Source organism: Streptomyces sp. GB4-14 (genome assembly GCF_022696125.1).
GTDB classification, from domain to species: Bacteria; Actinomycetota; Actinomycetes; order Streptomycetales; family Streptomycetaceae; genus Streptomyces; species Streptomyces werraensis.
Genome location: NZ_RZHO01000002.1, coordinates 643,003 through 667,704 on the forward strand (window position 1 = coordinate 643,003; position 24,702 = coordinate 667,704).

At 72.4% G+C, this 24,702-nt stretch carries 20 protein-coding genes, 1 tRNA gene and 1 pseudogene; 10 read left to right on the forward strand and 12 right to left on the reverse strand.

The features are described from left to right. Window positions 1-176: 176 nt before the first annotated feature. The 3 genes from ELQ39_RS04150 to ELQ39_RS04165 all read left to right on the forward strand — a co-directional run bounded on the left by ELQ39_RS04150 (window position 177) and on the right by ELQ39_RS04165 (window position 4,642). Complete coding sequence (locus ELQ39_RS04150) at window positions 177-1,274, forward strand: mechanosensitive ion channel family protein (RefSeq protein ID WP_242591041.1); 1,098 nt, start codon at window positions 177-179, stop codon at window positions 1,272-1,274. Between the two features lie 204 nt (window positions 1,275-1,478). Beyond that, the gene (locus ELQ39_RS04160) at window positions 1,479-3,698 is read left to right on the forward strand and encodes an NADP-dependent isocitrate dehydrogenase (RefSeq protein WP_242591042.1); all 2,220 of its coding nucleotides are present in this window, start codon (window positions 1,479-1,481) and stop codon (window positions 3,696-3,698) included. Between the two features lie 152 nt (window positions 3,699-3,850). Next, window positions 3,851-4,642, forward strand: coding sequence for an N-formylglutamate amidohydrolase (locus ELQ39_RS04165; RefSeq protein ID WP_225640008.1), 792 nt, complete (start codon window positions 3,851-3,853; stop codon window positions 4,640-4,642). A 155-nt stretch (window positions 4,643-4,797) separates the two neighbouring features. Here ELQ39_RS04165 and ELQ39_RS04170 read toward each other — a convergent pair whose 3' ends face one another. Genes ELQ39_RS04170 through ELQ39_RS04180 form a run of 3 tightly spaced genes read right to left on the reverse strand, consistent with a single transcriptional unit; the run spans window position 4,798 to window position 7,342 of the window. Next, complete coding sequence (locus tag ELQ39_RS04170) at window positions 4,798-5,277, reverse strand: hypothetical protein (RefSeq protein ID WP_242591043.1); 480 nt, start codon at window positions 5,275-5,277, stop codon at window positions 4,798-4,800. Next, a complete protein-coding gene (locus ELQ39_RS04175; RefSeq protein WP_242591044.1) occupies window positions 5,274-5,849 on the reverse strand; it encodes an RNA polymerase sigma factor in 576 nt (191 codons plus the stop codon). Before ELQ39_RS04175 ends, ELQ39_RS04170 begins: the two co-directional genes overlap by 4 nt. Before the next feature lie 59 nt (window positions 5,850-5,908). Then, complete coding sequence (locus tag ELQ39_RS04180; RefSeq protein ID WP_242591045.1) at window positions 5,909-7,342, reverse strand: S8/S53 family peptidase; 1,434 nt, start codon at window positions 7,340-7,342, stop codon at window positions 5,909-5,911. A 127-nt stretch (window positions 7,343-7,469) separates the two neighbouring features. Here ELQ39_RS04180 and ELQ39_RS04185 point away from each other — a divergent pair, with 127 nt between their 5' ends. Next, window positions 7,470-10,076, forward strand: a complete 2,607-nt coding sequence (locus tag ELQ39_RS04185; protein ID WP_242591046.1) for a CHAT domain-containing protein — start codon at window positions 7,470-7,472, stop codon at window positions 10,074-10,076. A 202-nt stretch (window positions 10,077-10,278) separates the two neighbouring features. On the opposite strand, the gene ELQ39_RS04190 is transcribed toward ELQ39_RS04185, so the two are convergent. Both ELQ39_RS04190 and ELQ39_RS04195 read right to left on the reverse strand, forming a co-directional pair. Then, on the reverse strand, window positions 10,279-10,947 hold the full coding sequence (locus ELQ39_RS04190; RefSeq protein WP_242591047.1) for an MSMEG_1061 family FMN-dependent PPOX-type flavoprotein: 669 nt from the start codon (window positions 10,945-10,947) through the stop codon (window positions 10,279-10,281). Window positions 10,948-11,183: 236 nt separating this feature from the next. Then, window positions 11,184-11,257 (reverse strand) — tRNA-Pro (locus ELQ39_RS04195). Between the two features lie 180 nt (window positions 11,258-11,437). Between ELQ39_RS04195 and ELQ39_RS04200 the strand changes: the two genes are divergently transcribed. Next, complete coding sequence (locus ELQ39_RS04200) at window positions 11,438-12,601, forward strand: Gfo/Idh/MocA family protein (protein WP_242591048.1); 1,164 nt, start codon at window positions 11,438-11,440, stop codon at window positions 12,599-12,601. 59 nt (window positions 12,602-12,660) lie between these two features. Here ELQ39_RS04200 and ELQ39_RS04205 read toward each other — a convergent pair whose 3' ends face one another. Both ELQ39_RS04205 and ELQ39_RS04210 read right to left on the reverse strand, forming a co-directional pair. Next, window positions 12,661-13,239: a TMEM175 family protein gene (locus tag ELQ39_RS04205; RefSeq protein ID WP_190002264.1), complete on the reverse strand. Its 579-nt coding sequence runs from the start codon at window positions 13,237-13,239 to the stop codon at window positions 12,661-12,663. Between the two features lie 93 nt (window positions 13,240-13,332). Then, window positions 13,333-14,367, reverse strand: a complete 1,035-nt coding sequence (locus ELQ39_RS04210) for a LacI family DNA-binding transcriptional regulator (protein ID WP_190001769.1) — start codon at window positions 14,365-14,367, stop codon at window positions 13,333-13,335. Between the two features lie 109 nt (window positions 14,368-14,476). Here ELQ39_RS04210 and ELQ39_RS04215 point away from each other — a divergent pair, with 109 nt between their 5' ends. The 4 genes and pseudogenes from ELQ39_RS04215 (at window position 14,477) to ELQ39_RS04230 (ending at window position 18,092) form a co-directional block, all read left to right on the forward strand. Next, window positions 14,477-15,652, forward strand: a complete 1,176-nt coding sequence (locus ELQ39_RS04215; protein ID WP_242591049.1) for a phytanoyl-CoA dioxygenase family protein — start codon at window positions 14,477-14,479, stop codon at window positions 15,650-15,652. A gap of 30 nt (window positions 15,653-15,682) precedes the next feature. Further along, window positions 15,683-16,459, forward strand: a complete 777-nt coding sequence (locus tag ELQ39_RS04220) for an SDR family oxidoreductase (protein WP_242591050.1) — start codon at window positions 15,683-15,685, stop codon at window positions 16,457-16,459. A gap of 42 nt (window positions 16,460-16,501) precedes the next feature. Beyond that, window positions 16,502-17,506 carry a Gfo/Idh/MocA family protein gene (locus ELQ39_RS04225; RefSeq protein ID WP_242591051.1) on the forward strand — a complete coding sequence of 335 codons (1,005 nt, stop codon included), beginning with the start codon at window positions 16,502-16,504 and terminating at the stop codon, window positions 17,504-17,506. Further along, a pseudogene (locus ELQ39_RS04230) lies at window positions 17,503-18,092 on the forward strand (Gfo/Idh/MocA family oxidoreductase). Before ELQ39_RS04225 ends, ELQ39_RS04230 begins: the two are co-directional and overlap by 4 nt. A 316-nt stretch (window positions 18,093-18,408) precedes the next feature. Here ELQ39_RS04230 and ELQ39_RS04235 read toward each other — a convergent pair. From ELQ39_RS04235 to ELQ39_RS04255, 5 genes are read right to left on the reverse strand one after another with little or no spacing between them, the layout of a single operon-like run. After that, on the reverse strand, window positions 18,409-19,437 hold the full coding sequence (locus ELQ39_RS04235) for a Gfo/Idh/MocA family protein (protein WP_242591052.1): 1,029 nt from the start codon (window positions 19,435-19,437) through the stop codon (window positions 18,409-18,411). 28 nt (window positions 19,438-19,465) lie between these two features. After that, window positions 19,466-20,368 (reverse strand): sugar phosphate isomerase/epimerase family protein, encoded by a 903-nt coding sequence (locus ELQ39_RS04240; RefSeq protein WP_225640017.1) that lies wholly within the window; start codon window positions 20,366-20,368, stop codon window positions 19,466-19,468. Window position 20,369: 1 nt separating this feature from the next. Continuing rightward, window positions 20,370-21,281, reverse strand: coding sequence for an ATP-binding cassette domain-containing protein (locus ELQ39_RS04245; RefSeq protein WP_190001762.1), 912 nt, complete (start codon window positions 21,279-21,281; stop codon window positions 20,370-20,372). A gap of 5 nt (window positions 21,282-21,286) precedes the next feature. Next, a complete protein-coding gene (locus tag ELQ39_RS04250; RefSeq protein WP_225640018.1) occupies window positions 21,287-22,366 on the reverse strand; it encodes an ABC transporter permease in 1,080 nt (359 codons plus the stop codon). After that, window positions 22,366-23,385, reverse strand: coding sequence for a sugar ABC transporter substrate-binding protein (locus tag ELQ39_RS04255; protein WP_242591053.1), 1,020 nt, complete (start codon window positions 23,383-23,385; stop codon window positions 22,366-22,368). The genes ELQ39_RS04250 and ELQ39_RS04255 overlap by 1 nt, the downstream gene beginning before the upstream one ends. A gap of 322 nt (window positions 23,386-23,707) precedes the next feature. Here ELQ39_RS04255 and iolC point away from each other — a divergent pair, with 322 nt between their 5' ends. Beyond that, window positions 23,708-24,700 carry a 5-dehydro-2-deoxygluconokinase gene (gene iolC, locus ELQ39_RS04260; protein ID WP_242591054.1) on the forward strand — a complete coding sequence of 331 codons (993 nt, stop codon included), beginning with the start codon at window positions 23,708-23,710 and terminating at the stop codon, window positions 24,698-24,700. Window positions 24,701-24,702 lie beyond the last annotated feature (2 nt).

The following is a 24,702-nucleotide window of genomic DNA, read 5'->3' on the forward strand; positions in this document are numbered from 1 at the left end:
GAACGGCCCCCCGGGATACGGCAGGATGAGCGACGGTGCCCCCGCAGGTCGACGCGGGTGCGGCACCGGTGGATCCCGTATACCTCGAGCAGGTGACTTCACGTGACACGACTTCACATACGGCTCTCGGCCCAGGAGAGACGGCCGTCGGCCCAGGGGTGCCCGGGAGGTGGGCGGTGACCCGCTCCCTCACCGTGGACGACCTGGTGCACGCCGGAATCGCCCTCGCCGCCGGCCTGCTGGCGGCGTTCCTGCTCCGCATGCTGCTGCGCTGGCTGGCGCGGCACGCCGAGCGCACCGCGTGGCGCGGCGACGACATCATGGTGGAGGCGCTGCGCACGGTGGTTCCGTGGGCGGCCGTCGCGGGCGGGGCGGCCTCGGCGGCGGCGGCGCTGCCGCTGACCCGGGCCGTGCAGCACACGACCAATCAGGTGCTGACCCTTCTGGTGATTTTCGTCGCGACCGTGGCGAGCGCCCGGGTGGTGGCGGACCTGGTGCGCTCGGTCACCCAGTCCCGGTCCGGCGTGGCCGGCTCGGCGACGATCTTCGTGAACATCACCCGGATCCTGGTCCTCGCGATCGGCTTCCTCATCGGGCTGCAGACGCTGGGCATCTCCATCGCCCCGCTGCTGACCGCCCTCGGCGTGGGCGGTCTGGCGGTCGCGCTGGCGCTCCAGGACACGCTCGCGAACCTCTTCGCGGGCATCCACATCCTCGCCTCCAAGACCGTGCAGCCGGGCGACTACATCCGCCTGAGCAGTGGCGAGGAGGGCTACGTCGAGGACATCAACTGGCGCCAGACGACCGTCCGTGAGCTGTCCAACAACCTGGTGGTCATCCCCAACGGCCAGCTCGCCAAGACGAACATGACCAACTTCATGCGGCCCCAGCAGCAGCTGACCATCCTGGTCCAGGTCGGCGTGTCGTACGACAGCGACCTGGAGCACGTGGAGCGGGTGACGAAGGAGGTCGTAGCGGAGGTGATGACCGAGATCACCGGGGCGGTGCCGGAGCACGAGCCGGCGGTGCGGTTCCACACCTTCGGCGACTCGCGCATCGGGTTCACCGTGATCCTGGGCGTGGCGGAGTTCAGCGACCAGTACCGGATCAAGCACGAGTTCATCAAGCGGCTGCACCGGCGCTACCGCGAGGAGGGCATCCGGATCCCGTCTCCGGCGCGGACGGTCGCCCTACAGCAGGGGACGGTGCTGATTCCGTCCCAGCGGGACGGGGCGGCGGCGGTGGACGACATGACCACCGGGCGGCCGGTCTGACGGTCGGCGGCGGGCCGTGGCAGCGGCCCGGCGCACCCGCCTTCGGCGGGTTTTCGGGGCTCCGCCCCGGGCCCCGTTCGCGCAGTTCCCCGCGCCCCTGTGGGGCGCTCCTGCCGGGCCCGGGCGTGGACCCCTGTCGAGCATGGGGCCGCCACAAGATATCTTGATGTCGAGCAATGTTGCAGACGTGGAGCGGAGCACCCGGTGACTGACTCGACCATCATCTATACGCACACTGACGAGGCCCCGGCCCTGGCGACGTATTCCTTCCTGCCGGTGGTCCAGGCGTATGCCTCGCAGGCGGGTGTCGCCGTGGAGACGCGGGACATCTCGCTCGCCGGGCGCATCATCGCCGTGTTCCCGGAGTACCTCACCGAGGACCAGCGCATCCCGGACGCCCTCGCCGAGCTCGGTGAGCTGGCGAAGACGCCCTCGGCCAACATCGTCAAGCTGCCGAACATCTCGGCGTCGATCCCGCAGCTCAAGGCCGCGATCGCCGAGCTGCAGGGCAAGGGCTACGCGCTGCCGGACTACCCGGACGACCCGAAGACCGACGAGGAGCGGGAGATCCAGGCCCGCTACGACAAGGTCAAGGGCTCGGCCGTGAACCCGGTCCTGCGTGAGGGCAACTCCGACCGCCGCGCCCCCGCCTCGGTGAAGAACTACGCCAAGGCCCACCCGCACCGCATGGGCGCCTGGACCCCCGAGTCCAGGACGAACGTCGCCACCATGGGCCAGGACGACTTCCGCTCCACCGAGAAGTCCGTCGTGATCGCCGAGGACGGCGCGCTGCGCATCGAGCTCAAGGGCGACGACGGCTCCACCACCGTGCTGCGCGAGTCGGTGCCGGTGCTCAAGGGCGAGGTCGTGGACGCCTCCGTGATGCGCGTCGCCGCGCTGCGCGAGTTCCTGACCCAGCAGGTCGCCCGCGCCAAGCAGGAGGGCGTGCTGTTCTCCGTGCACCTGAAGGCCACGATGATGAAGGTCTCCGACCCGATCATCTTCGGCCACGTGGTGCGCGCCTTCTTCCCGAAGACGTTCGCGAAGTACGGCGACAAGCTGGCCGCCGCCGGTCTGACCCCGAACGACGGTCTGGGCGGCATCTACAAGGGCCTGGAGAGCCTGCCCGAGGGCGCGGAGATCAAGGCGTCCTTCGACGCCGAGCTCGCCGAGGGCCCGGACCTGGCGATGGTCGACTCCGACAAGGGCATCACCAACCTGCACGTCCCGTCGGACGTCATCGTGGACGCCTCCATGCCGGCCATGATCCGCACCTCCGGTCACATGTGGGGCCCCGACGGCCAGGAGGCCGACACCCTCGCGGTGCTCCCGGACTCCTCCTACGCGGGCGTCTACCAGGCCGTGATCGAGGACTGCCGCGCCAACGGCGCCTACGACCCGTCCACCATGGGCTCGGTCCCGAACGTCGGTCTGATGGCGCAGAAGGCCGAGGAGTACGGCAGCCACGACAAGACCTTCGAGATCCCCGTCACCGGCACCGTCCGCCTCGTCGACCGGAACGGCGACGTCGTCATCGAGCAGGCCGTGTCCGCCGGTGACATCTTCCGCGCCTGCCAGACCAAGGACGCCCCGATCCGCGACTGGGTGAAGCTGGCCGTCACCCGGGCCCGCGCGACCGGCGACCCTGCCGTCTTCTGGCTGGACGAGACCCGCGCGCACGACGCCAACCTGATCGCCAAGGTCAAGCAGTACCTGCCGGAGCACGACACCGAGGGCCTGGACATCCGGATCCTCAACCCGGTGGAGGCGACCAAGCTGTCGGTGGAGCGCATCCGCCGCGGCGAGAACACCATCTCGGTCACCGGCAACGTGCTGCGCGACTACCTGACCGACCTGTTCCCGATCCTGGAGCTGGGCACCAGCGCCAAGATGCTGTCGGTCGTCCCGCTGATGGCGGGCGGCGGCCTCTTCGAGACGGGCGCGGGCGGCTCGGCGCCGAAGCACGTGCAGCAGCTCGTCAAGGAGAACTACCTGCGCTGGGACTCCCTCGGTGAGTTCTTCGCGCTGGTGCCGTCGTTCGAGCAGTACGCCGCCACCACGGGCAACGCGCACGCCAAGGTGCTCGCCGACACCCTCGACCGCGCCACGGCGACCTTCCTCAACGAGGACAAGTCCCCGACCCGTCGCGTCGGCGGCATCGACAACCGCGGCAGCCACTTCTACCTGTCCCTGTACTGGGCGCAGGAGCTGGCCGCGCAGACCGAGGACGCAGGCCTCGCGAAGGCGTTCGCGCCGCTCGCCGAGACCCTCGCGGCCAACGAGGCGAAGATCGTCGAGGAGCTGATCGCCGCCCAGGGCAAGCCGGCCGACATCGGCGGCTACTACCAGCCCGACCCGGCGAAGGCCTCCGCGGTCATGCGCCCGTCCACCACGTGGAACGAGGCACTGGCGTCCCTGAGCTGAACCGGACGACCGTGAGCTCCGCCCCGGCCGGCAACCTGCCCGGCCGGGGCGGAGCCGTGTCCGGGAGCCTGACGGGGGCGTCCGGGGCCGTTGTCAGTGGGGTGTGGCACCTTGATCGTCGTACTTCACCGACAGCACCTTTGGAGCAGCGCATGACCGTCGTGCCGCCCTCGTTCGACCTCCTCCCCGGCGACCCCGCCTCCCCCGTGATCCTCCATGTGCCGCACTCGGCGCGGGAGATCCCGGACGACGTGCGGTCCGGGATCGTCCTGGACGACGCCGCGCTGCAGCGCGAGCTGGACCACATCACCGACGCGCACACCGCGGTGATCGCCGAGGAGGCGGCCCGGGCGGCCGGGGCCACGCCGTGGCGGTTCGTGAACCGGCTGTCGCGGCTCGTCGTGGATCCCGAGCGGTTCCCGGACGAGCGGGAGGAGATGCTCGCCGTCGGCATGGGCGCGGTCTACACGCGGACCACGCACAAGGACGTGCTCCGCCCCGACGGCTTCGACGCCGGCCCTCTGATCGAGCGGTACTTCCACCCCTACGCGTCGGCGATGACGGAGGCGGTGACGGACCGGCTCGCGGCGACGGGACGCTGCGTGATCGTCGACGTGCACTCGTACCCGGCCTCGCCGCTCCCCTACGAACTCCACGCCGACGGCCCCCGCCCCCCGGTGTGCCTCGGCACGGACCCCTTCCACACCCCGTCCGCCCTCCTCGACGCGGCGCGGAAGGCGTTCGCCCGGTGCGGCGGGACGGGCCTGGACAGCCCGTTCGCGGGCACGTACGTCCCGCTGAGGTACTACGGCGAGCGGGCGGAGGTGACGGCCCTGATGGTGGAGATCCGCCGCGACACGTACATGACGGAACCGGGCGGTCCGGCCCACGACGGCGTGACGCGTCTGGCGTCGGCGCTGGCGTCGCTGATCGACGCGGTGTGAGACGACTGCGGGCCGCATGGCGGTGAGGCCCTGCGCGGCCCGGGGGCCTGGACTGCGGCGTGCCTCCGAGAGGACGGCCCGGCGGAAGCCGGCCGGGTCGACCCGTTCCCGTCGGCGCGGGCGCCCGGTGTGAAGCCCCCGCACGGGCGAGTGCGTCAGGCGCGGAGCCACTCCGTCATCACGACCTCGTCCGTCGTGTGCAGGCGCAGGGCGAAGGGGCCCGACGGAGTCACCGCCGCCGTGAAACGGCCCATGTCGTCGGCCGTGGTCGTCGTGGCCGGGTGGGGGCCCGTGAGGATCTCGATGCGGGCGGGGGACGGGGGGAGGACCTGGCCGATCAGGCCCTCGTCCGTGAGCTCGACGTCCAGCGTCGTCCCGCCCGCGCCGAACGTCAGCATGCGCGGGGCCGCCGCCGCGCCCCGCACGGGAATCGCGTCGACGAGCGAGTCGAAGGTCAGTGCGGCGACCCGCGCCTCCAGGTCGCGCAGTGCGAACGCGTCGACGGCGGTCTGGAGCAGTGCCGGGGGCACCGGGTCCAGGAGGGATGCGGCCTGCCGCAGCTCCTCCTCCAGCAGTTCCTCCTCGACGCCGGGACCGTCGTCGAAGCCCGTGCCGCCGCTGATGTCGTCACTCATACCGTCCCCCGTGCCTCCAGCCGGGCCCGCAACCGGCGCAGACAGCGCTGGCGCATCGGCCCGATGCTGCCCACCGCGATGTCGAGCGCGGCGGACACCTCCTGATAACTGGGCGGCGGGGACGCGATCAGTACGCGCAGCAACTGCCGGCACCGCTCGCCCAGTTCCTCGAACGCCTGCCACAGCCGCCGCACCCGCTCCCCCTGCGCGGCGGCGTCCTCCGTCTCCAGCAGCGTCTGTTCGGGCCCTCCGTCCTCGCTGACCGTGTCGAGCATCTGCGGGTCGTCCGTCAGGACCAGCCGCCGCGCCTGGCGATGCACCTTCAGGCACTCGTGGCGCGCGGTGCTGGCCAGCCAGGAGCCCGCCTTCTCCGGCTCCCGGATGCGGTCCAGGTGCTGGGTGAAGCGGAACCAGACGGTCTGGTACACCTCGTGGGCGTCGGCGTCGGACAGCCGGTGCGCGCGCACCACGGACCAGACGAGCGGGCCCAGGCCCTCCACGATCGCCTTCCAGGCCGCCGCGTCTCCGTCGACAGCGGACCGGACCAACGCGCCGACTTCCGAACGCTCCACGGTGCCACCCCTCGTGTACGGCACGTCATGGTACGCCGTGGAGGGGATGGTTCCGGTCGTCATGGCCGCGCGGTGGGCGCGGGGACGCGCACGGGACGCCAGGTGGGGGGCAGCAGCGCGGGCTTGTGGGCCCCGCGTACGTCCACGAACTCGTCGACGGCGTCGATCAGCTGCCGTCGGGCCGCGCGCGGGTCGCGCTCCCCGCGCGCCGCCATGAAGGAGGCGACCATGCCGACCGCGACGGGGGCCGCGAACGAGGTGCCGCTCCACTGGGCGAGCCCCTCGAACATCACCTGGTCCGGCTTGGCGGACCCGCCGTCCTCGCTCAGCACGCCGGTGTGACGCGGGTGGTGGCAGGTGCAGGCGTAGCTGAAGCCGTAGCGGCAGGTGTCGTAGGTGGAGTGCTGGTACACGTACGGGACGGGCGTCTCGAAGCCCGTGAGGGCGCTGGTGAGCCGCTCGCCGGGCGCGTACGCCTTCACCCAGCCGCCGTGGTTGGAGAAGCAGGCGACGGACTCGCCGTCCGCGCGCAGCGCGCCGACCGACAGCACGGCGTCCTCGTAGCCGGGCAGGTCGGCGTAGGCGGCGGGCCAGAACGGCGTGGCGCTGCCGTTGTTGCCCGCGCACGCGACCAGGAGCGTGCGCTGCTCGCGCAGTTCGCGCATGAAGGCGTCGACGCCGAGGAGCCCGTCGGTGCGGCCGTTGGACGTGCCGGCGGAGAGGCTGAGGACGTCCGGCCAGCCGCCCGCGTCGACGGCGTCGAAGAGCTTTTCGCCGAACTCGTGCTCCAGCACCGCCCCCGCGTCGTTGAGGGCGCCGCTGACGGTGATGTCGGTGTGCGGGGCGACGGCGGCGACCAGTCCGGCGATGAACGTGCCGTGTCCGCAGTACTGCTGGAGGATCCCGTCGTCGTCGCACTCGGCGACCTGCGCGTCCCCGTGGGTGCGGGCGAGCGGCGCGTAGGAGCGGTAGTCCCGCATCAGGCCGGTGTCGACGACCAGGACCCGGGCGGCGTCCTCGCCGGGTTCGCCGTCGGTCTCGGCGACGGCCGGGTTGGGCCGGGCGTCGCGTGCCACGGGCACCGGCTCGTCGCCGGGGCAGGCGTTGACGGCGATGTGAACCACATGGTTGCGGCTGACCATGCGACGTCCGGCGCGCCCCTCCACCGCGGCGAGTGAGCGCAGCGCCCCGGCGACGGCCGGGTCGCCGCCGGCGTCGCCCTCGCCGGGATCGGACACCCGGATGCGCACGACGCCGGAGCGGTTGCCGGCGGGGCCGAGGCGGCGCACGCCCTCCGGGGCTCCGGCGGCGAAGGTGCGGAAGTGACCGCGCACGGTGTCCTCGACGACCTGCGCCTCCTCCCCCTCGCGGGCGAGGACGACGCCCTTCTCGTAGAGGAACTCCCCCGCGTCGTCGGGTCCCATGGCCAGCGGCACGTCGGGCATGGAGCGCTGGATCTGCCGGAACTGCTCACGGAAGCGCTGGGGTGGCATGGCGTGGTCCTCCACTGGGGCGACGGGGCCGGAGCCGCGGAGCTGTCGTGATGGAGAGCTTCCGGGTGCTCCTTTGATACAACGCCGTCCCTGTGAGGTGTGGTTGCGGACCACTACCATCGTGGAGGTGACAGCGGGAAGCGACGCGGTGCAGGACCTCCTTCCGCTGGTGTTCGCCGCCCCGAACGAGGCGTTGACGAAGGCGGAGTCCGTGCTGAGGCACCGCCCCGAGCCCCTGCACGCCTCGGTGGCGCATCAGGTGATCGGCATCTGGCAGCGGGACTTCGGGGACATGCGGCTCGCCCTGCGTCATCTGCGCAGGGCGCGTGACTGGGCGGCGCGGGCGGGTTCGGCGGACCGGGAGGCGGACGTCCTCGCCACCCTCGGGGTCGCGTTGGTGCATTCGGGGCGCACGCGGCAGGGCCTGGACGCCCTGGGGCGGGGCGTACGGCGCGGCACCGGCCACACCCGGGCCCGGGTGCTGTTCCGGCGGGCGTACTCGTGGTGGGTGCTGGGCCATCACAAGGAGGCGCTGGAGGACGTACGGCGGGCCGTGCCGGTGCTGCGGCAGGCGGGGGACGTGATCTGGACGGCCCGGGCGCTGACGCTGCGGGCGACGGTGCATCTGGCGCTGGGCGCGGTGGAGCGGGCGGAGGCGGACTTCGCGTCGGCGGAGGATCTGTGGGCGGTCACGGACCAGGAGCACGACAAGGCCGACGCGGTGGAGAGCCGCGGTCTGGCCGCCTACCGCTCCGGTGACGTCCCGGCGGCGCTGCGGCTGCTGGACGAGGCGGAGGAGCGGTACGCGAAGCTGGGCACGCCGACGTTCATGCTGAGCATCCGGCGCTGCGAGGTGCTGATGGCCGCGGGTCTCGCGGCGGAGGCGCTGGCCGAGGCGGACACGGCGATCGCCGAACTGGACTCCATCGGCGGCCAGTCGACGCGGAAGGCGGAGCTGCTGCTGGCAGCGGCGCGGGCCGCGCGGCAGGCGGACGACCCGGCGACGGCGACGGCGCGGGCGGGGCTGGCCGTGCGGCTCTTCGCGGGGCAGCGGCGCACCTGGTGGGAGGCGCACGCCCGGCTGGTGCTGATCGGGGCCCGGCACGCGGCGGGGAAGAGGTCGGGCCGGCTGGTCCGGGACGCGGCGGCGGTGGCGGAGCGGCTGGCGGAGCTCGGCGCGCCGGCCGCCCCCGAGGCGTTCCTGCTGGCCGGGCGGATCGCGCTGGACCTGGGCAGGACCGCGGACGCCGAGCGGCATCTGGCGGTGGCCGCGCGCAGCCGGCACAACGGGCCTCCGCTCGCGCGCATGACGGGCTGGGCGGCGCAGGCCCTGCGCGCGCGGGCGGCCGGTTCCACGCGGGGCGTGCTGGAGGCGTGCCGGCGCGGGCTGGGCGTGCTGGACGACCACCGGATGACGCTGGGCGCGTCGGAGCTGCGGGCGCGCGCCACGGCACAGGGCGCGGAGCTGGCGGCGCTGGCGCAGCAGGCCGCCCTGCGGTCGGGCGGGCCGCGGCGGCTGCTGGTGTGGAGCGAACGCTGGCGGGCCACCGCGCTGTCCGCGCCGCCGACGCGACCGCCCGCCGACCCGGAGCTGCTGAGCCACATGACCGCGTACCGGGAGATCGCGGCACGCGCCGAGGAGACCCGGATGGAGGGCAGGCCGGTGCCGGCGCTGGAGCGGGAGCAGCGCCGTCTGGAGCAGGCGATCCGTTCCCGCACCCTGCACATGCGGGGTGAGGCGCACGGGGACGACACCCGCTTCGACGCGGGCCGGCTGCTGGAGGAACTGGGCGACGGTGTACGTCTGGTGGAGCTGGCGGTGGTCGACGGGCGGGTGCAGGTGCTGCTGTGCGGGCAGGGCCGGGTGCGCAGGTTCGAGGCGGGGTGGCTGGCGGCGGCCGAGACGGAGGCCGAGCATGTCCAGGCGGGGCTGCGACGGCTGGCCCATCCGGGGGCAGAGGCGCGGCTGCCGGTGGTGGAGGCGGCGGGCCGCCGTCTCGAGGAGCTGCTGCTGGGGCCCGCCGCGGCGCACCTGGGCGACGGGCCGGTGGTGATCGTGCCGCCGGGGCGGCTGCACCGGGTGCCGTGGGCGCTGCTGCCGTCGTTGCGGGAACGGGTCGTCAGCGTGTCGCCGTCGGCGGGCAGTTGGCTGCGCGCGCGGGAGACGCGGCCGCCGTGGGGCGGACGCAAGGTGCTGGTGCGCGGGCCCGGTCTGGCCACGGGCGGCGCGGAGGTGACCCGGCTGGCCGACCGGTACGACGGGGCGACGGTGCTGGAGCACCGCGACGCGTCGGTGCCGCGGGTGCTCGCGGAGCTGGACGGGGCGGGGCTCGCGCACATCGCGGCGCACGGCACGTTCCGCACGGACGGTCCGATGTTCTCCTCGCTGCGGATGGCGGACGGCCCGCTGATCGTGCACGACTTCGAACGGCTCGGCCGCAGCCCGTACCGCATCATCCTGTCCTGCTGCGACACGGCCCGCTTCGCCACGGTCGGCGCGGACGAACTCCTCGGTCTGGTCACGGCGTTGCTGCCGTTGGGCACGGCGGGCGTGGTGGCGTGCAGCGCGCCGGTCAACGACGCGGCGGTCGTCCCCCTGATGCTCGCCCTGCACGAAGGCCTGGCCTCGGGTCTTCCCCTCCCGGAGGCTCTCCGCGACGCGCGGGCGGCGATGCCGGACGACGCCCTGCACCGGGCGACGGGGTGGGCCTTCACGGCGTTCGGAGCGGCGTGAGGGCGGGTCCGTACGGGCCGGCTGGGGTTTCTCGGTCCTCCACGGGGCGCCGGCGGGGAGCGCCGGGTGGGCGCGCGGGCGCGACGGCCGGCGGGAACGGCAGCGGCAGCGGCCGCGCGTACCCCCGTGGCGATCTGGGCGGTCACCGATCCCCTGCTGGAACGTCCCTCCTGACCCCGGGGCAAGCCGGGCGGCCCCGTGCTCACTCGTAGCGCGTGCGCAGCGACTCCCGCTCCACCTCCTCGATCTGCTCGACCGTCAGACCCGGCAGGTTCAGCTGCGCCAGCGTCACCTGGGCGCTGCTCGGCTGGGCGTCGGCGGGCACCCAGTTCTCCGGCTTCCACGCGTTGCCGCGCATCAGCGACTTCGGGCAGTGCGGGTAGGCCTGTTCGATCCGCACCACGATCGCGGAGACGGGCGGCTTGCCCACGGCGGTGAGCTGGTTGAGCAGTTCGGGACGGGCCGAGACGAAGGCACGCCCGTTGACGCGGAGCGTGGTCGTACGGCCGGGGACGACGAAGAGCAGGCCGATCTGCCCGGTCTGCACCACGTTCTGCAGGGTGTCGAGCCGCTTGTTGCCCGTCGCGTCGGGAATCGCCAGCGTCCGGTCGTCCAGCACGGAGACGAACCCGGGCGGGCCGCCGCGCGGGGTCACGTCCGCCCGGCCCTCGGCGTCCGCGCTGCCGACGAAGACCAGCGAGGCACAGGCGATCAACGCCCGTGTCTCGTCGGTGAGACGGTCGATCTCCTTGCGGACCGCGTTCTCGTTGGGCTGCGGGTACAGCTCGCGCAGCTGTTCCGCACTGGTGAGCGCGCCCTCGCGCAGGGCCTCGAAGAGCAGGCCGGTGGTGGTCCCCGTGTCGGTCGTCATACGCACGACCCTAGAAGACGACCTTGGTCCGGCGCAGGGCTCCGCGTGATCCTGCCGGGACGGCGCGCGTCAGCCGGTCCCGGGGTGGTCACGCTGTGAGAGGGCTTCACCGGAAAGGGGGGCGAGGTCCCGGTCGCGTCGTCACGTCCTGCGCGACACCCGTCACCCGCCGCCGGATTCCCCGTGCATGCGTCAGGGGCCCGCCGGATGTCCGGCGGGCCCCTGACCTCGCATCGTCGGGACGACAGGATTTGAACCTGCGACCCCTTGACCCCCAGTCAAGTGCGCTACCAAGCTGCGCCACGTCCCGATGCGGCTCCCGCGGCGAACCGCGTGATCTCGCAGGTCAACCCTACCGTATGCGGAGGCGCGAGCGAGCCGGGATTCGCGGCCGACGAGGCTACATTTGTCCTGTCAAACGGTTGACAGGACACCGTGCCGGGCCCGAAGGTGGGCGGGCGGAACAGGACCAGGCCGGAGAGAGGCAGTCATGGTGGATGCGCTGGGCGTCGCCGTCGTCGGATTCGGCTGGATGGGGCGGGTGCACACCCAGGCCTACGCCCGGGTGGCGCACCACTTCCCCGGGCTGCCGCTGCGCCCGGAACTGGTCACCGTGGCCGAGGAGGTGCCGGGGCGGGCGGAGGAGGCCGCCGCGCAGTTCGGGTTCGCCTCGACGACCCGCGACTGGCGTGACGTGGCCGCCGATCCCCGGGTGGGCGCGGTCAGCATCACCGCGCCGAACTTCCTGCACCGCGAGATCGGCGTGGCCATGGCCGAGGCCGGCAAGCACATCTGGATCGAGAAGCCGGTCGGGCTGACCGCGCAGGACGCCCGGGCGGTCGCGGACGCGGTCGCCAAGGCCGGCGTCCAGGGCGCGGTCGGCTTCAACTACCGCAACGCGCCCGCCGTGGAGGCCGCCCGTGAGCTGATCGCCTCCGGCGGGATCGGCAAGGTCACGCACGCCCGCGTCCGCCTGTTCAGCGACTACGCGGCCCACCCGGAGGGCGCGCTGACCTGGCGCTACGAACGGGAGCGCGGCGGCAGCGGCGTGCTGGGCGACCTCGCCTCGCACGGCGCCGACCTGGCCCGCTTCCTGCTCGGCGACATCGCCTCGCTGACCGCCGACACGGCCGTCTTCCTGCCCGAGCGCGCCCGCCCGGCCGGCGCCACCGCCGGTCACTCCCGCGCCTCGGGCGGCGAGCTGGGCGCGGTGGAGAACGAGGACTACGTGAGCTGTCTGCTCCGGTTCACGTCCGGCGCGCGGGGCGTCCTGGAGGCCTGCCGCGTCTCCGTGGGCGAGCAGAACAACTACGGCTTCGAGGTGCACGGCACCGAGGGGGCGGTGTTCTGGGACTTCCGCCGGATGAACGAACTGGGCGTCAGCCGCGGCACCGGTTACCAGGACCAGCCGGTGAGCACGGTGTACGTCGGGCCGGGCGACGGCGAGTTCGGCGCGTTCCAGCCCGGCGCGGCCAACGCCATGGGCTACGACGACCTGAAGGTGATCGAGGCGTACCGCTTCCTGCGGTCGGTCGCCGAGGGCGTCCCGTACGGCGCCACCGTCGCGGACGCGGTGCGCAGCGCGACCGTGCTGGACGCGATGGTGCGGTCGGCGGAGGACCGGGCGTGGGTGACGGTGGACGCGTCCGCGTGACGCCCGCGTCCGCGTGACGCCCGCGTCCGCGTGACACCGGTCCGTGAGCCCTCGCACCCTCACTCGGCCGCCGCCGCGTCCTCCTTCCGTCCCAGCCACACCTTGACCGGCAAGAGCACCAGCCACCACCACATGGCGGCGGGCCCCACGACCAGGGCCAGCGGAATGGTCACCACAAACACCACCACCGTGACGCCCAGGTCGACGGCGTAGAGGAACTCGTCCCGGACGGGGTCGGCGCCGTCGCGCAGCCAGGGCCGGCGGGCCACGACGACGGCGAGTGCGAGGTGGACGGCGCCGAGAGCGGCCACCGTGGCCGAGTAGATGACGACCGAGACGCGTTCGTGGCCGTACTCGGAGACCAGCGCGGTGGGGAAGGGCAGCAGTGCGGCGAGGCCCAGGCCGAGAAGGGTCAGTCCGATCACATCGGGGTCGACCTGCCGCACCGGGCGGAAGATGGCCCTGTGGTCGCGCCAGAAGCCGCCCAGCACCGCCAGGCTGACCGCGTAGGCGCCCAGGTTGGGCAGGGTGTCGGCGAGCGCCTGGTGGAAACGCGCCGGGTCCAGGTCCTGCGGCACGGAGATGTCGAGGACCAGCAGGGTGATGGCGATGGCGAAGACGCCGTCGGAGAGCGCCAGCAGCCGGTCGGGCCCGCCTTCCGTGGTCGGTTTCCTCATGCGCCCGACGGTAGGCACGGCCGGCCGGGAGCGGGGCGCTACACGCCAGGCGGGTCACCCGGCCACGGCCGGTGCGGGCATGTTGTAGGGCGTGACCACCTGGATCGCGGACGGCAGAGTGGGTCCGGCGGGCGGCAGCGCTCCGTGCGCGCGCATCACCATGTGGCAGGCCTCGCGCAGGTCGTGGCGCAGGTCGTGGTGGAGGACGGCGGACAGCCGGTGCTCGCGCAGCAGCCGGGTGTTGTCGTGGTCGAGGTCGTGGGCGATGAACACGGCGCACTCGCGTCCGGCGTCCTCGAAGGCGCGCAGGGTGGCGATGTTGCCGCCGCCGATCGAGTAGACCGCGCGGATCTCCGGGTCGCGTGCAAGGGCGGCGCGGACGAGGTCGTACTGGGTGGCGTCCAGACCCTGGCCCTCGGCGATCTCTACGAGGGTGCGCCCGGGCCGGCGGGCGCGCATGGTGCTGCGGAAGCCCATCTCGCGCTCCTCCTCGTTGCGGAAGAAGCCGCTGGAGAGGCTGGTGAGCACGTTGCCCGGCCGGTCGCCGAGCCACTGGCCCATGAGGTAGGCGGCGGTGGCCCCGGCCGCGCGGTTGTCGCTGCCGACATGGCCGATGCGGGCGCTGACCGGCAGGTCGGTCACCAGCGTGACGACCGGTATGCCGGCCGCGGCGAGCCGCCCGACGGCGGCGGTGACCTCGGGGACGTCGGGCGCCTTGAGGAGCACGCCCTGCGAGCCGCGGCGGGCGATCCGGTCGAGGACCGCGACCAGTTCCTCCGCGGGGCCGGTCTCCCGGAAGTGGAAGCGGGAGCGCACCACCGCCGGGTGCAGGGACGGCAGTTCGGCCTCGAGGGCGGCGCGGACGGCCGTGGAGAAGCGCTCCGGGGACTGCATGACGATGTCCACCATGAACGTCCGGCCGACCAGGCGGACCTGGGTGCGCTGCCGGTCCAGGTCGGCGATGGCCCGGTGCACCTCACGCGCGGTGCTCTCCCGCACCCCGCCCCGGCCGTTGAGGACCCGGTCCACGGTGGCCTCGCTCAATCCGGCCTGACGTGCGATTTCGCGGATCGGGAAAGGGTGCCCCATGCGACTGCTCCTGAGGGGTTTTTGATGGGTTCCTGATGGTGGTGCGAGGGGTTTGTTCTGACAAGAATGACATCACCCGCGTCGCTCCGTGACCCGAAGGGACGATTCCATGTCCGCATCGTCTTCCGTGCAGACCCCCGCGCCGGCCGCCTGGCTGTCGGAGCGGGACTGTGATCTGGACGCCTTCCGCGCCTTGGTCGAGCAGCCGACCGACGCCTCCTCGTACCCGCTGGCCTCCGCCGTCGAGCGGAACGTGCTGCTCTACGACGCCGAGCGGCTCGCGCTCGCCGACCGCCGCACCGCTCAGGCGGAGCTGGTCCGCGCCCTCGCCGACGGTCCCGGCATCGTGGTGATCCGCGGCGCTTTCCCCGACACCTCGGTGGTGGACCGGACCACGGCCGTGTTCGACGCCCTGATCGCCCAGCAGCGGGCGTCGGGCGCCACCGCCGGTGACCACTTCGCCAAGCCGGGCGCCAACGACCGGGTGTGGAACGCCCTGGAGAAGACCGCGCTGCACGACCCGGAGGCGTTCGCCGACTACTACGCGAACGACATGATCGCCCTGGTCTCCACGGCCTGGCTGGGCCCCGGCTACCAGGTGACCTCCCAGGTCAACGTCGTGAACCCGGGGGGCGCGGCGCAAACCGTGCACCGCGACTACCACCTGGGCTTCCTCTCCGCCGAGACGGCCGCCGCCTACCCGGCGCACGTGCACCGCCTCTCCCCCGTGCTCACCCTCCAGGGCGCCGTCGCGCACTGCGACATGCCGGTGGAGTCGGGGCCGACGATGTACCTGCCGCACTCGCAGAAGTTCGAGGCGGGCTACCTCGCCTGGCGGTTGCCCGAGTTCGAGGCGTACTTCGACGACCACCACATCCAGCTTCCCCTGACCAAGGGCGACGCGGTGTTCTTCAACCCGGCGCTGTTCCACGCGGCCGGGGCCAACCGCTCGGCGGACATCCGGCGCGCGGCCAACCTGCTCCAGGTGTCCTCGGCCTTCGGGCGGGCCATGGAGACCGTGGACCGGGAGGCCGTGGCCGGCGCCGTCTACCCGGTGCTGCTGGCCCGCAAGACCGAGGGCGCCTCGGAGCAGTGGCTGGAGAACGTGATCGCGGCGAGCGCCGAGGGCTACCCGTTCCCCACCAACCTGGACAACGACCCGCCGGTCGAGGGACTCGCCCCGCTCTCCCAGGCCGACGTGGTGCGCAGGGCGCTGCGCGAGGGCTGGACCCCCCGAACCCTGCGCGACGCACTGCGGGCCGCCACGGCCCGGCGCGCGAGCTGACCCGAAGACCTGAAGAACCGGAAGGACATCATGGGACTCCTCGACGACAAGGTCGTCCTCGTCAACGGCGGCAGCCAGGGCGTGGGTGCCGCCGTCGCACGGGCCGCGGTGCGCGAGGGCGCGGTCGTGGCGGTCAGCGGCCGCCGCCCGGAGCCGGGCGAGGCGCTGGTCGCCGAACTGGCCGGGCAGGGCGGCAAGGCCATGTTCGTACGGGCCGACCTGGCGGACCCCGACCAGGCCAAGGGATCGGTCGCCCAGGTCGTGCAGGCGTACGGCCGTATCGACTGCCTGGTCAACTCCGCCGGACTGACCTCACGCGGGACGCTCCTGGACACCACGCCCGACCTGTTCGACCAGCACATCGCGATCAACCTCAAGGCGCCGTTCTTCGCCATGCAGGCGGCGGTGGCGGACATGGTGCGGCGCGCCGAGCCCGGCACGATCGTCAACATCATCACCTCCTCGGCGCACGGCGGACAGCCGTTCCTCGCCCCGTACGTCGCCGCCAAGGCGGGCCTGATGGGCCTGACCCGCAACGCGGCGCACGCCCACCGCTGGGACCGGATCCGCATCAACGGCCTGAACATCGGCTGGACCGCGACCGAGGGCGAGGACGCCACGCAGCGCACCTTCCACGGCGCCGGCGACGACTGGCGGGAGCGGGCCGCGGCCCGGCTGCCGATGGGCAGGCTCGGCCGGCCGGACGAGATCGCCGACTTCGTGGTCCTGCTGCTCTCCGACCGCTCCGGGGTGGTCACGGGGTCCGTCATCGACTGGGACCAGAACGTCCTGGGCGGCCTCGACTGACCTTCCCCCACCCCACCACCCGCACCCAAGGAGCACCACCTCATGCGCATCGGAATCCTCGGCCTCGGCCGCATCGGCGCCTTCCACGCCGAGACCCTGTCCGGGCTCGACGCCGTCGAGTCCCTCGTTGTCTCCGACCCGTTCGCGGACGCCGCGAAGGCCGCCGTGGAGCGCTTCGGCGCGCAGGTCGCGGACTCCCCCGAGGCGGTGCTCGCGGCCGGCGTGGACGGCGTGGTCGTCGCCGCCGCGACCGACGCCCACCCGGGGCTGATCACGGCCTGCGTGGACGCGGGCGTTCCCGTCTTCTGCGAGAAGCCCGTCGCCCGCACGATGACCGAGGGCGTCGAGGTGCTGAAGGCCGTCGCGGGCCGGGACGTGCCGGTGCAGATCGGCTACAACCGCCGCTTCGACGCCGGCTTCGTCGCCGCCCGCGCGGCCGTCCACTCCGGTGAGCTGGGCAAACTCCACACCGTACGCTCGACGACACTGGACCCGGCGCCCCCGCCCGCCGCGTACATCGCCGCGTCCGGGGGCATCTTCCGGGACTGCTCGGTGCACGACTTCGACATCATCCGCTGGGTGACCGGGCGCGAGGTGACCGAGGTGTACGCGGCCGGCGGCAACCGGGGCGCCGACTTCATCAAGGAGGCGGGGGACGCCGACACCACGGGCGCGATCCTCACCCTGGACGACGGCACCATCGCCGTGGTGTCCAACAGCCGCCACAACGCCCGGGGTTACGACGTCCGCATGGAGATCCACGGCTTCACCGACTCCATCGCCGTGGGCCTGGAGGACAAGCTGCCGCTTCGCTCCGTCGAACCCGGCGTCACCTTCCCGGCGGGCGTGCCGCACGACTTCTTCATGGACCGCTTCACCGACGCCTACCGCGCCGAACTGCTGGCGTTCACCGAGGTGGTGGCGGGTTCCCGACCGTCCCCGTGCACGATCGAGGACGCCCTGGAGGCCGGCTGGATCGCCGAGGCGTGCACACTGTCGCTGCACGAGCACCGTCCCGTCACCCTCGAGGAGGTACGGCAGGCATGAGCGAGTCCGCTCCGCAGCCGCTGCGCATCGGCATCCTGGGGGCCGCGCGGATCACCGGGCGCGCCCTCGTCGCCCCGGCCCGGTCCGGCGGGCACCGCCTGGTCGCGGTGGCCGCCCGCGACCGGTCCCGCGCCGACGCCTTCGCCGCCGCGCACGGTGTGGAGCGGACCCACGGCTCGTACGCCGAGCTGCTCGCCGACCCCGAGGTCGAGGTGGTCTACAACCCCCTCGCCAACGGGCTGCACGGGCCGTGGACGGCGCGACGGGTACGGCGCGGTGCCACATGGCGTACGACCGGTTGGAGATGAGCCTGCGGATCGTCGGCACGCGGGGCGAGGCGACGGCCCCGAATTTCGTGCTGCCGCACCAGGACGACCGGGTCGTCGTCCGCACCGCCGACGGCGAGCGCACGGAGCACCTGGGCACGCGGTCGTCGCACGCCTACCAGCTGGAGGCGTTCGCCGCACGGGTGCGCCTGGGGACGCCGCTTCCTCTGTCCGCGGACGACGCGCTGGAGACGATGCGTCTGGTGGACGCGTGCTATGAGGCGGCCGGGCTGGGCCCACGGCCCCGTACGGAGCGCTGAGTACAACAGGCACCGGTGCCGGTGTGGGCCGGGGACGTTCGCGCACCTGGCGCCACGCGGCCGCCGCCCGCCACCGGTGTCGCTGCAGCCGCCCGCGGCGGCCGCCCGCCACCGGTGTCGCTGCAGCCGCCCGCGGCGGGGAGGGGACGGGGTGGGGGCGGGCGCCCGCAGCGGCCGGCGCGTCAACGCCCCGCACCTCTCCAGCCGGCACTCTCGCGCCGGACCGAGGACGCCCGCCCCCACCCCGGCCCCGCACCACCCACCGCCCCCAGGCGCTACAGCAACCCCCACCGGACAGAACGATGCGCCGCAGGCGTCAGACCTCAGCCCCGTACAGCGGCGGCTTCTCCGCGAGCTCGACCTCGACCCGGCCACCCTCCTCCAGCGACCGGACCCCCGCCTCACAGACGGCCGCAGCGGCGTAACCGTCCCACACGCCGGGTCCGGTGACCTCTCCGCGGCGGGTGGCGTCGACCCACGCCTGGACCTCGTCGTCGTAGGCCTGGGCGAAGCGTTCGGTCCAGTCCTGGGCGATGGTGCCGCCCCAGCGTCCGGCCATGTTGGTGACCAGCTGGTGGCCGTCGCCGATGCGGGCGGTGCCGCGTTCGCAGACCGCCTCGGCCTGCACCTGGTAGCCGAAGCCGCAGTTGACGAAGATCTCGACGTCGGAGAGCGCGCCACCGTCGGTCTCCAGCACGACGAACTGCGGGTCGCGCAGACCGCCGGGGGCGCCGGAGGACGGGGCCGGCCGCAGCACCGTCACGGCGGCGATCTCGTGGCCCAGCAACCAGCGGGTGACGTCGACCTCATGGGCGACCGAATCGCTGATCAGCATGGAGCTGGTGAAGAAGGGCGGGCTGGCCACGTTGCGGTGGCGGTTGTGCAGCATCAGCGGCCGGCCCAGCTGACCGGTTCCGAGCAGCGCCTTGAGGCGGACGTACTCGGTGTCGTAGCGGCGCATGAAGCCGACCTGCACCCGGCGGTGGCCGAGGGCCTGTTCGGCCTCCATGACGCGCAGCGCGGAGGCCGCGTCGGGGGTGAGCGGCTTCTCGCACAGGACGGGCAGGTCGTGCGCGAACGCGGTGAGCAGCGCCTCCTCGTGGGCGGGCCCGGACGAGGCGATGAGCACGGCGTCGACGTCCGCCGACCTCATCGCCTCGTCCGCGTCGGTGTGGGCGGTGCAGCCGTCGATTCCGGCCGCGACGGTCTTCGCCCGTTCCTCGTCGATGTCGACGACCGCGGCGACCCGTGCCCCGCTGGTCACCCGGTCGATCCGCCGCACGTGGTCGGCGCCCATCCTGCCGGCGCCGATCACGGCGATCCCGAGGGGCTCGCGCCGGTTCATGTGTGTCGCCTCCCGGTCCGGGTGGTGGTCAGGCGCCGCAGGAGCGGAGGAACTTGCGGGTGCGCACCGCGATGGGCAGCGGCTTGTCCGGCTCGCACGGGTACATGTCCTGCTCGACGATCGCGAACAGGTCCACGCCCAGCTTCTGCGCGGCCGTCAGCACCGGGCCCAGCTCCGGCACACCGGCCGGCGGTTCGCACATCACCCCGCGCTGGACGGCGGGCCCGAAGGGGATCTCGTTCTTGACGACGTCGGCGAGGATCTCCGGGTCCACCTGCTTGAGGTGCAGGTAGCCGATGCGCTCGCCGTAGGTCTCGATCAGCTTGACGCTGTCGCCGCCGCAGTAGGCGTAGTGACCGGTGTCGAGGCAGAGGTTGACCAGACCCGGGTCGGTGGAGTCGAGGAAGCGCTCGACGTGCTCCTCGGTGTCGATGTGGGTGTCGGCGTGCGGGTGGACGACGATGTCGAGCCCGTACGTCTCCTTCACCTCGCGGCCGAGGCGCTCCATGCCCCGGGTGAGGTGGCCCCACTGCTCGGTGGTGAGCTCCGGGGGCTCCAGGATCTCGGCGGTCTTGTCGTCCCGCCAGAACGACGGGATGACGACCAGGTGGCCGGCGCCCATCGCCTGGGTGAGCGCGGCGACGCGGCTGACCTGCTCCCAGGTGGCGTCCCATTCGGACGGTCCGCGGTGCAGCCCGCAGAAGATGGTGCCGGCGGACACCTTCAGGCCGCGGCTCTGCACCTCGTCGGTGAGGCGGGCCGGGTCGGTCGGCAGATAGCCGTAGGGACCGAGTTCGATCCAGGAGTAGCCGGCCTCGGCGACCTCGTCGAGGAAGCGCTGCCAGGGCACCTGCTGGGGGTCGTCGGGGAACCAGACGCCCCAGGAGTCGGGCGCGGAACCGACCCGGATGCGGTCGAGGGCGACTGCCATGTCAGGACTTCCCTTCCGGGGTTGCGGCCGTGGGTGCCCGGAGGTCGCCGGACTCCGGCAGGCCCTCCGTGTCGACGCCGCGGACCTGCGCCAGCTCGTGCTTGAGCGCGGCCAGTTCCGCGCCGCCCGCCATGTGGTTGGTCAGCTCCTCGAGACCGACCTCGCTGCGGCCGGCGCTGAGCTCCAGGGTGCCCAGGCGCAGCACGTTGAAGTGGTCGCCGACCATGTAGGCGTGGTGCGGGTTGTGGGTGATGAAGATGACGCCGAGGCCGCGGTCGCGGGCCATGGCGATGTACTTCAGGACGACCCCGGACTGCTTGACGCCGAGGGCGGCGGTGGGCTCGTCGAGGATGAGGACGCGGGCGCCGAAGTAGACGGCGCGGGCGATCGCGACGCACTGGCGCTGGCCGCCGGAGAGCGTGCCGATGGGCTGCTCCAGGTCGTCCAGGACGATGCCCATGTTGCGCAGTTCCTCGTCGGCGGTCCTCTTCATCCGTTCGATGTCGAGGCGGCGCAGGGGCCAGGGGCCCTTGGTCATCTCGGAGCCGAGGAAGAAGTTCCGCCAGACCGGCATCAGCGGGACGACCGCGAGGTCCTGGTAGACGGTGGCGATGCCCTTGTCGAGGGCCTCGCGCGGGGTGGAGAAGCGCACCGGTTCGCCGTCGACGAGGAACTCGCCCTCGGTGTGCTGGTGCAGCCCCGAGATGATCTTGATGAGGGTGGACTTGCCGGCGCCGTTGTCGCCGAGGACGCACGTCACCTTGCCCGGGTGGACGGTCAGGTCGACGCCGTGCAGGGCGCGGATGTTGCCGTAGGACTTGCCGGCGGCGCGGAGCTCGACCAGGGGGCGGTCCCCGTCGGCCGGGGTGTCCGTGCGGACGGCACCGTCGGTGCCGGTCGTCTTGTCGGTCATTGCGGTCACCTCCGGGTCGCCGTGCGCTGGACCCACAGATTGATGAGGACGGCGCCGAGCAGCATCACGCCGAGGAAGGCCTTGAACCAGTCGGGGTTCCAGCCGGCGTAGACGATGCCCTGCTGCACCATGCCGAACATGAAGGCGCCGAAAACCGGTCCGATCGCCGAGCCGTAGCCGCCGGTCAGCAGACAGCCGCCGATGACCGCCGCGGCGATGTAGATGAGCTCCTGGCCCACGCCCTCGCCGGACTGCACGGTGTTGAAGGAGAACAGGTTGTGCATGCCGACGAACCAGGCCCCGAGGCCGACCAGCATGAACAGGGAGATCTTGGTGAAGGTGACGGGGACGCCGACCGCGCGGGCGCTCTCCTTGTTGCCGCCGACCGCGAAGATCCAGTTGCCGTACTTGGTGCGCAGCAGGACCCAGGTGGCCAGCGCGGCGAAGACGAGCCACCAGACCACGGTGATCTTCACCTGGACGCCGCCGACCTCGAAGCTGGAGGCGAAGAGCGCCTTGGCCTGGTCGAAGCCGTCCATGTCGGCGATGCTGTCGGTGGCGACGTTGCCGGTGACGAGCTTGGTCACCGCGAGATTGACGCCCTGGAGGATCAGGAAGGTGCCCAGGGTGACGAGGAAGCTCGGCAGCCCGGTCTTCACCAGCATCCAGCCGTTGAAGAAGCCGATGGCGAGGGACACCACGAGGGCGACGATCACGCCCATCCACACGTTCAGGGTGAGCTGGTAGCTCAGCATGCTCGCGGTGAGCGCCGAGGTGACGACGGCGACGCCGGCCGAGAGGTCGAACTCGCCGCCGATCATCAGCAGCGCCACGGGCAGCGCCATGATCCCGATGGTCGACGACTGGTACAGGATGTTCGCCATCGAGCTGCCGTCGCGCACCGGCGGGGCGGCGAACAGGAAGAACACGAGGACCGCCACCGCGCCGAGGAACACGCCGACCTCGGGCCGGGCGAGCAGCCGCAGCGCCAGCGGGCGCCGCGCGGTGCGTCCGTCCTTCTGCTTCTCGGGGCCGGGGGCCGGCGGCGTGGCCGCCGCCGGCTCAGCCTGTTGGGCCATGCTCATCACCGGGTGCCCTTCGCGGCGAACTGGGAGACCGCCTCGACGTTGGACTTGTCGACGAACGCCGGACCGGTCAGGACGGGCTGCTCGCCGCCGCCGCTGTAGTTGCCGTTGTTCTTGTAGAGCCACAGGCCGTCGACGGCGAGGTAACCCTGGAGGTAGGGCTGCTGGTCGACCGCGAATTGGATGTCGCCGTCCTGGATGGCGCCGGTCAGCTCCTTGTTCAGGTCGAAGGTGGCGACCTTGGCCTTGCTGCCGGCCTCCTCGACGGACTGCACCGCGGTCGGCGCGAAGGGCGCGCCGAGGGTGACGACGTAGTCGATGGAGGAGTCCTGCTTCAGCTTGGCGGTGATGGTCGACTTCACCGACGGCATGTCGGTGCCGTTGACGTTCAGGACCTGCGTCTTGCCCTCGAAGGTCTGTTCCAGGCCGGCGCAGCGCTGGGTGAGACCGATGTTGCCCTGCTCCTGGACGACGCAGACCGCGTTCTTCGCGCCGACCTCGTTGAGCTTCTTGCCGAACGCCTCGCCCGCCACGGTCTCGTCCTGCCCGAAGAACTCCAGCAGCCCGAGGTCCTTCCAGTCGCTCAGTCCGGAGTTCAGGCCGACGACCGGGATGCCGGCCGCCGTGGCCTTGGCTATGACGCCCTTGAGCGCGTCCGGCTTGGCGAGGGTGACCGCGATGCCGTCGACCTTCTGGTCGATGGCGTTCTGCACCAGGTTGGCCTGGTTGCCGGCGTTCGGGTCGGCCGAGTAGATCAGCTTGACGTTGTCCTTGTCGGCGGCCGTCTGCGCGCCCTTGCGCACGATGTCCCAGAAGGTGTCGCCGGGCGCCTGGTGGGTGACCAGCGCAACCGTCATCTGCGGCGTCGAGGCCTTGCCGGCCGAGGCGTCCGCTCCGCCTTCCTCGGACTTCTTGCCGCCACTGCTGCTCGAGCAGCCGGCGAGGGCCAGGGCGGCTGCCGCCGCGGCCGCGACGAAGGGGGCGACTCTGCGGGAGCGGGGGTGGGAAGAGCGGTCCATCAGTCCTGCACCTCACTGTGCTTCACGGGGAAAAGGGGGCGAGGAGTCCGAGAGTCCGGTGCCCGGAACCTCGGGAGTCCGGGGTGTGTGCCATCACACACGGCGGTTGTGCTGGGACGCGATCCAATCCCCGAAAACCGCCTGCTGTCAATACTTTGTTAAGACATCATTTCACGCGCTCGTCCGAATGTAAGTACAAACTATTGACACCGCCGCCCCTCGAGACCTACACCTGGGAAGCGGCAGGTCCCCGGAAGCACGTCCCCACCGTGGCAGGGCGTCCTGGGCCCCGCATCCCCAGCAGCTCGAGGAGCGTCGCTCAATGGCCGACACACCACAGTATTTCGACCTGGTGACCATGGGTCGCATCGGGGTCGATCTTTATCCCCTCCAGACCGGGGTGCCGTTGTCGCAGGTGGAGACGTTCGGGAAGTTCCTGGGCGGCTCCGCCGCCAATGTCGCGGTCGCCGCGGCGCGGCTCGGCCGCTCGACCGCGGTGATCACCCGCACCGGGGACGACCCCTTCGGCGCCTATCTGCACGAGGCGCTGAAGGACTTCGGCGTGGACGACCGCTGGGTGACCCCGGTGGCCGCCTACCCGACCCCCGTCACCTTCTGCGAGATCTTCCCGCCGGACGACTTCCCCCTCTACTTCTACCGCCGCCCCAAGGCCCCCGACCTGGAGATCCACCCGCACGAGCTGGATCTGCCGGCGATCCGCGCGGCCGGCATCTTCTGGATCACCGGCACCGGCCTGAGCGAGGAGCCCAGCCGCACCGCCACGCTGGCCGCCCTGGAGGCGCGCGCCAAGGCCGGCACCACCGTCTTCGACCTGGACTGGCGCCCCATGTTCTGGCAGGACCCGGACCAGGCCCGCCCGTACTACCGCGAGGCGCTGCGCCATGCCACGGTCGCGGTCGGCAACCTCGACGAGTGCGAGGTCGCCACCGGGATGCGCGAGCCGGAGGCGTGCGCCGAGGCGCTGCTGGCGGCGGGCGTGGAGCTGGCCGTGGTCAAGCAGGGCCCCCGGGGTGTGCTGGCCGTGCACCGGGACGGCAGCCGCGCCGAGGTGCCGCCGGTGCCGGTCGAGGTGGTCAACGGCCTCGGCGCCGGCGACGCCTTCGGCGGTTCGCTCTGCCACGGTCTGCTCTCCGGCTGGGACCTGGAGCGGACCATGCGCCACGCCAACGCGGCCGGCGCCCTCGTCGCCTCGCGCCTCGCCTGCTCGTCCGCGATGCCGACCATGCCGGAGGTCGCGGACCTCCTCGCACGTGACGCGCAGCCGGACGCGGCCGGCCGGCCGAGCCAGTCCTGAAC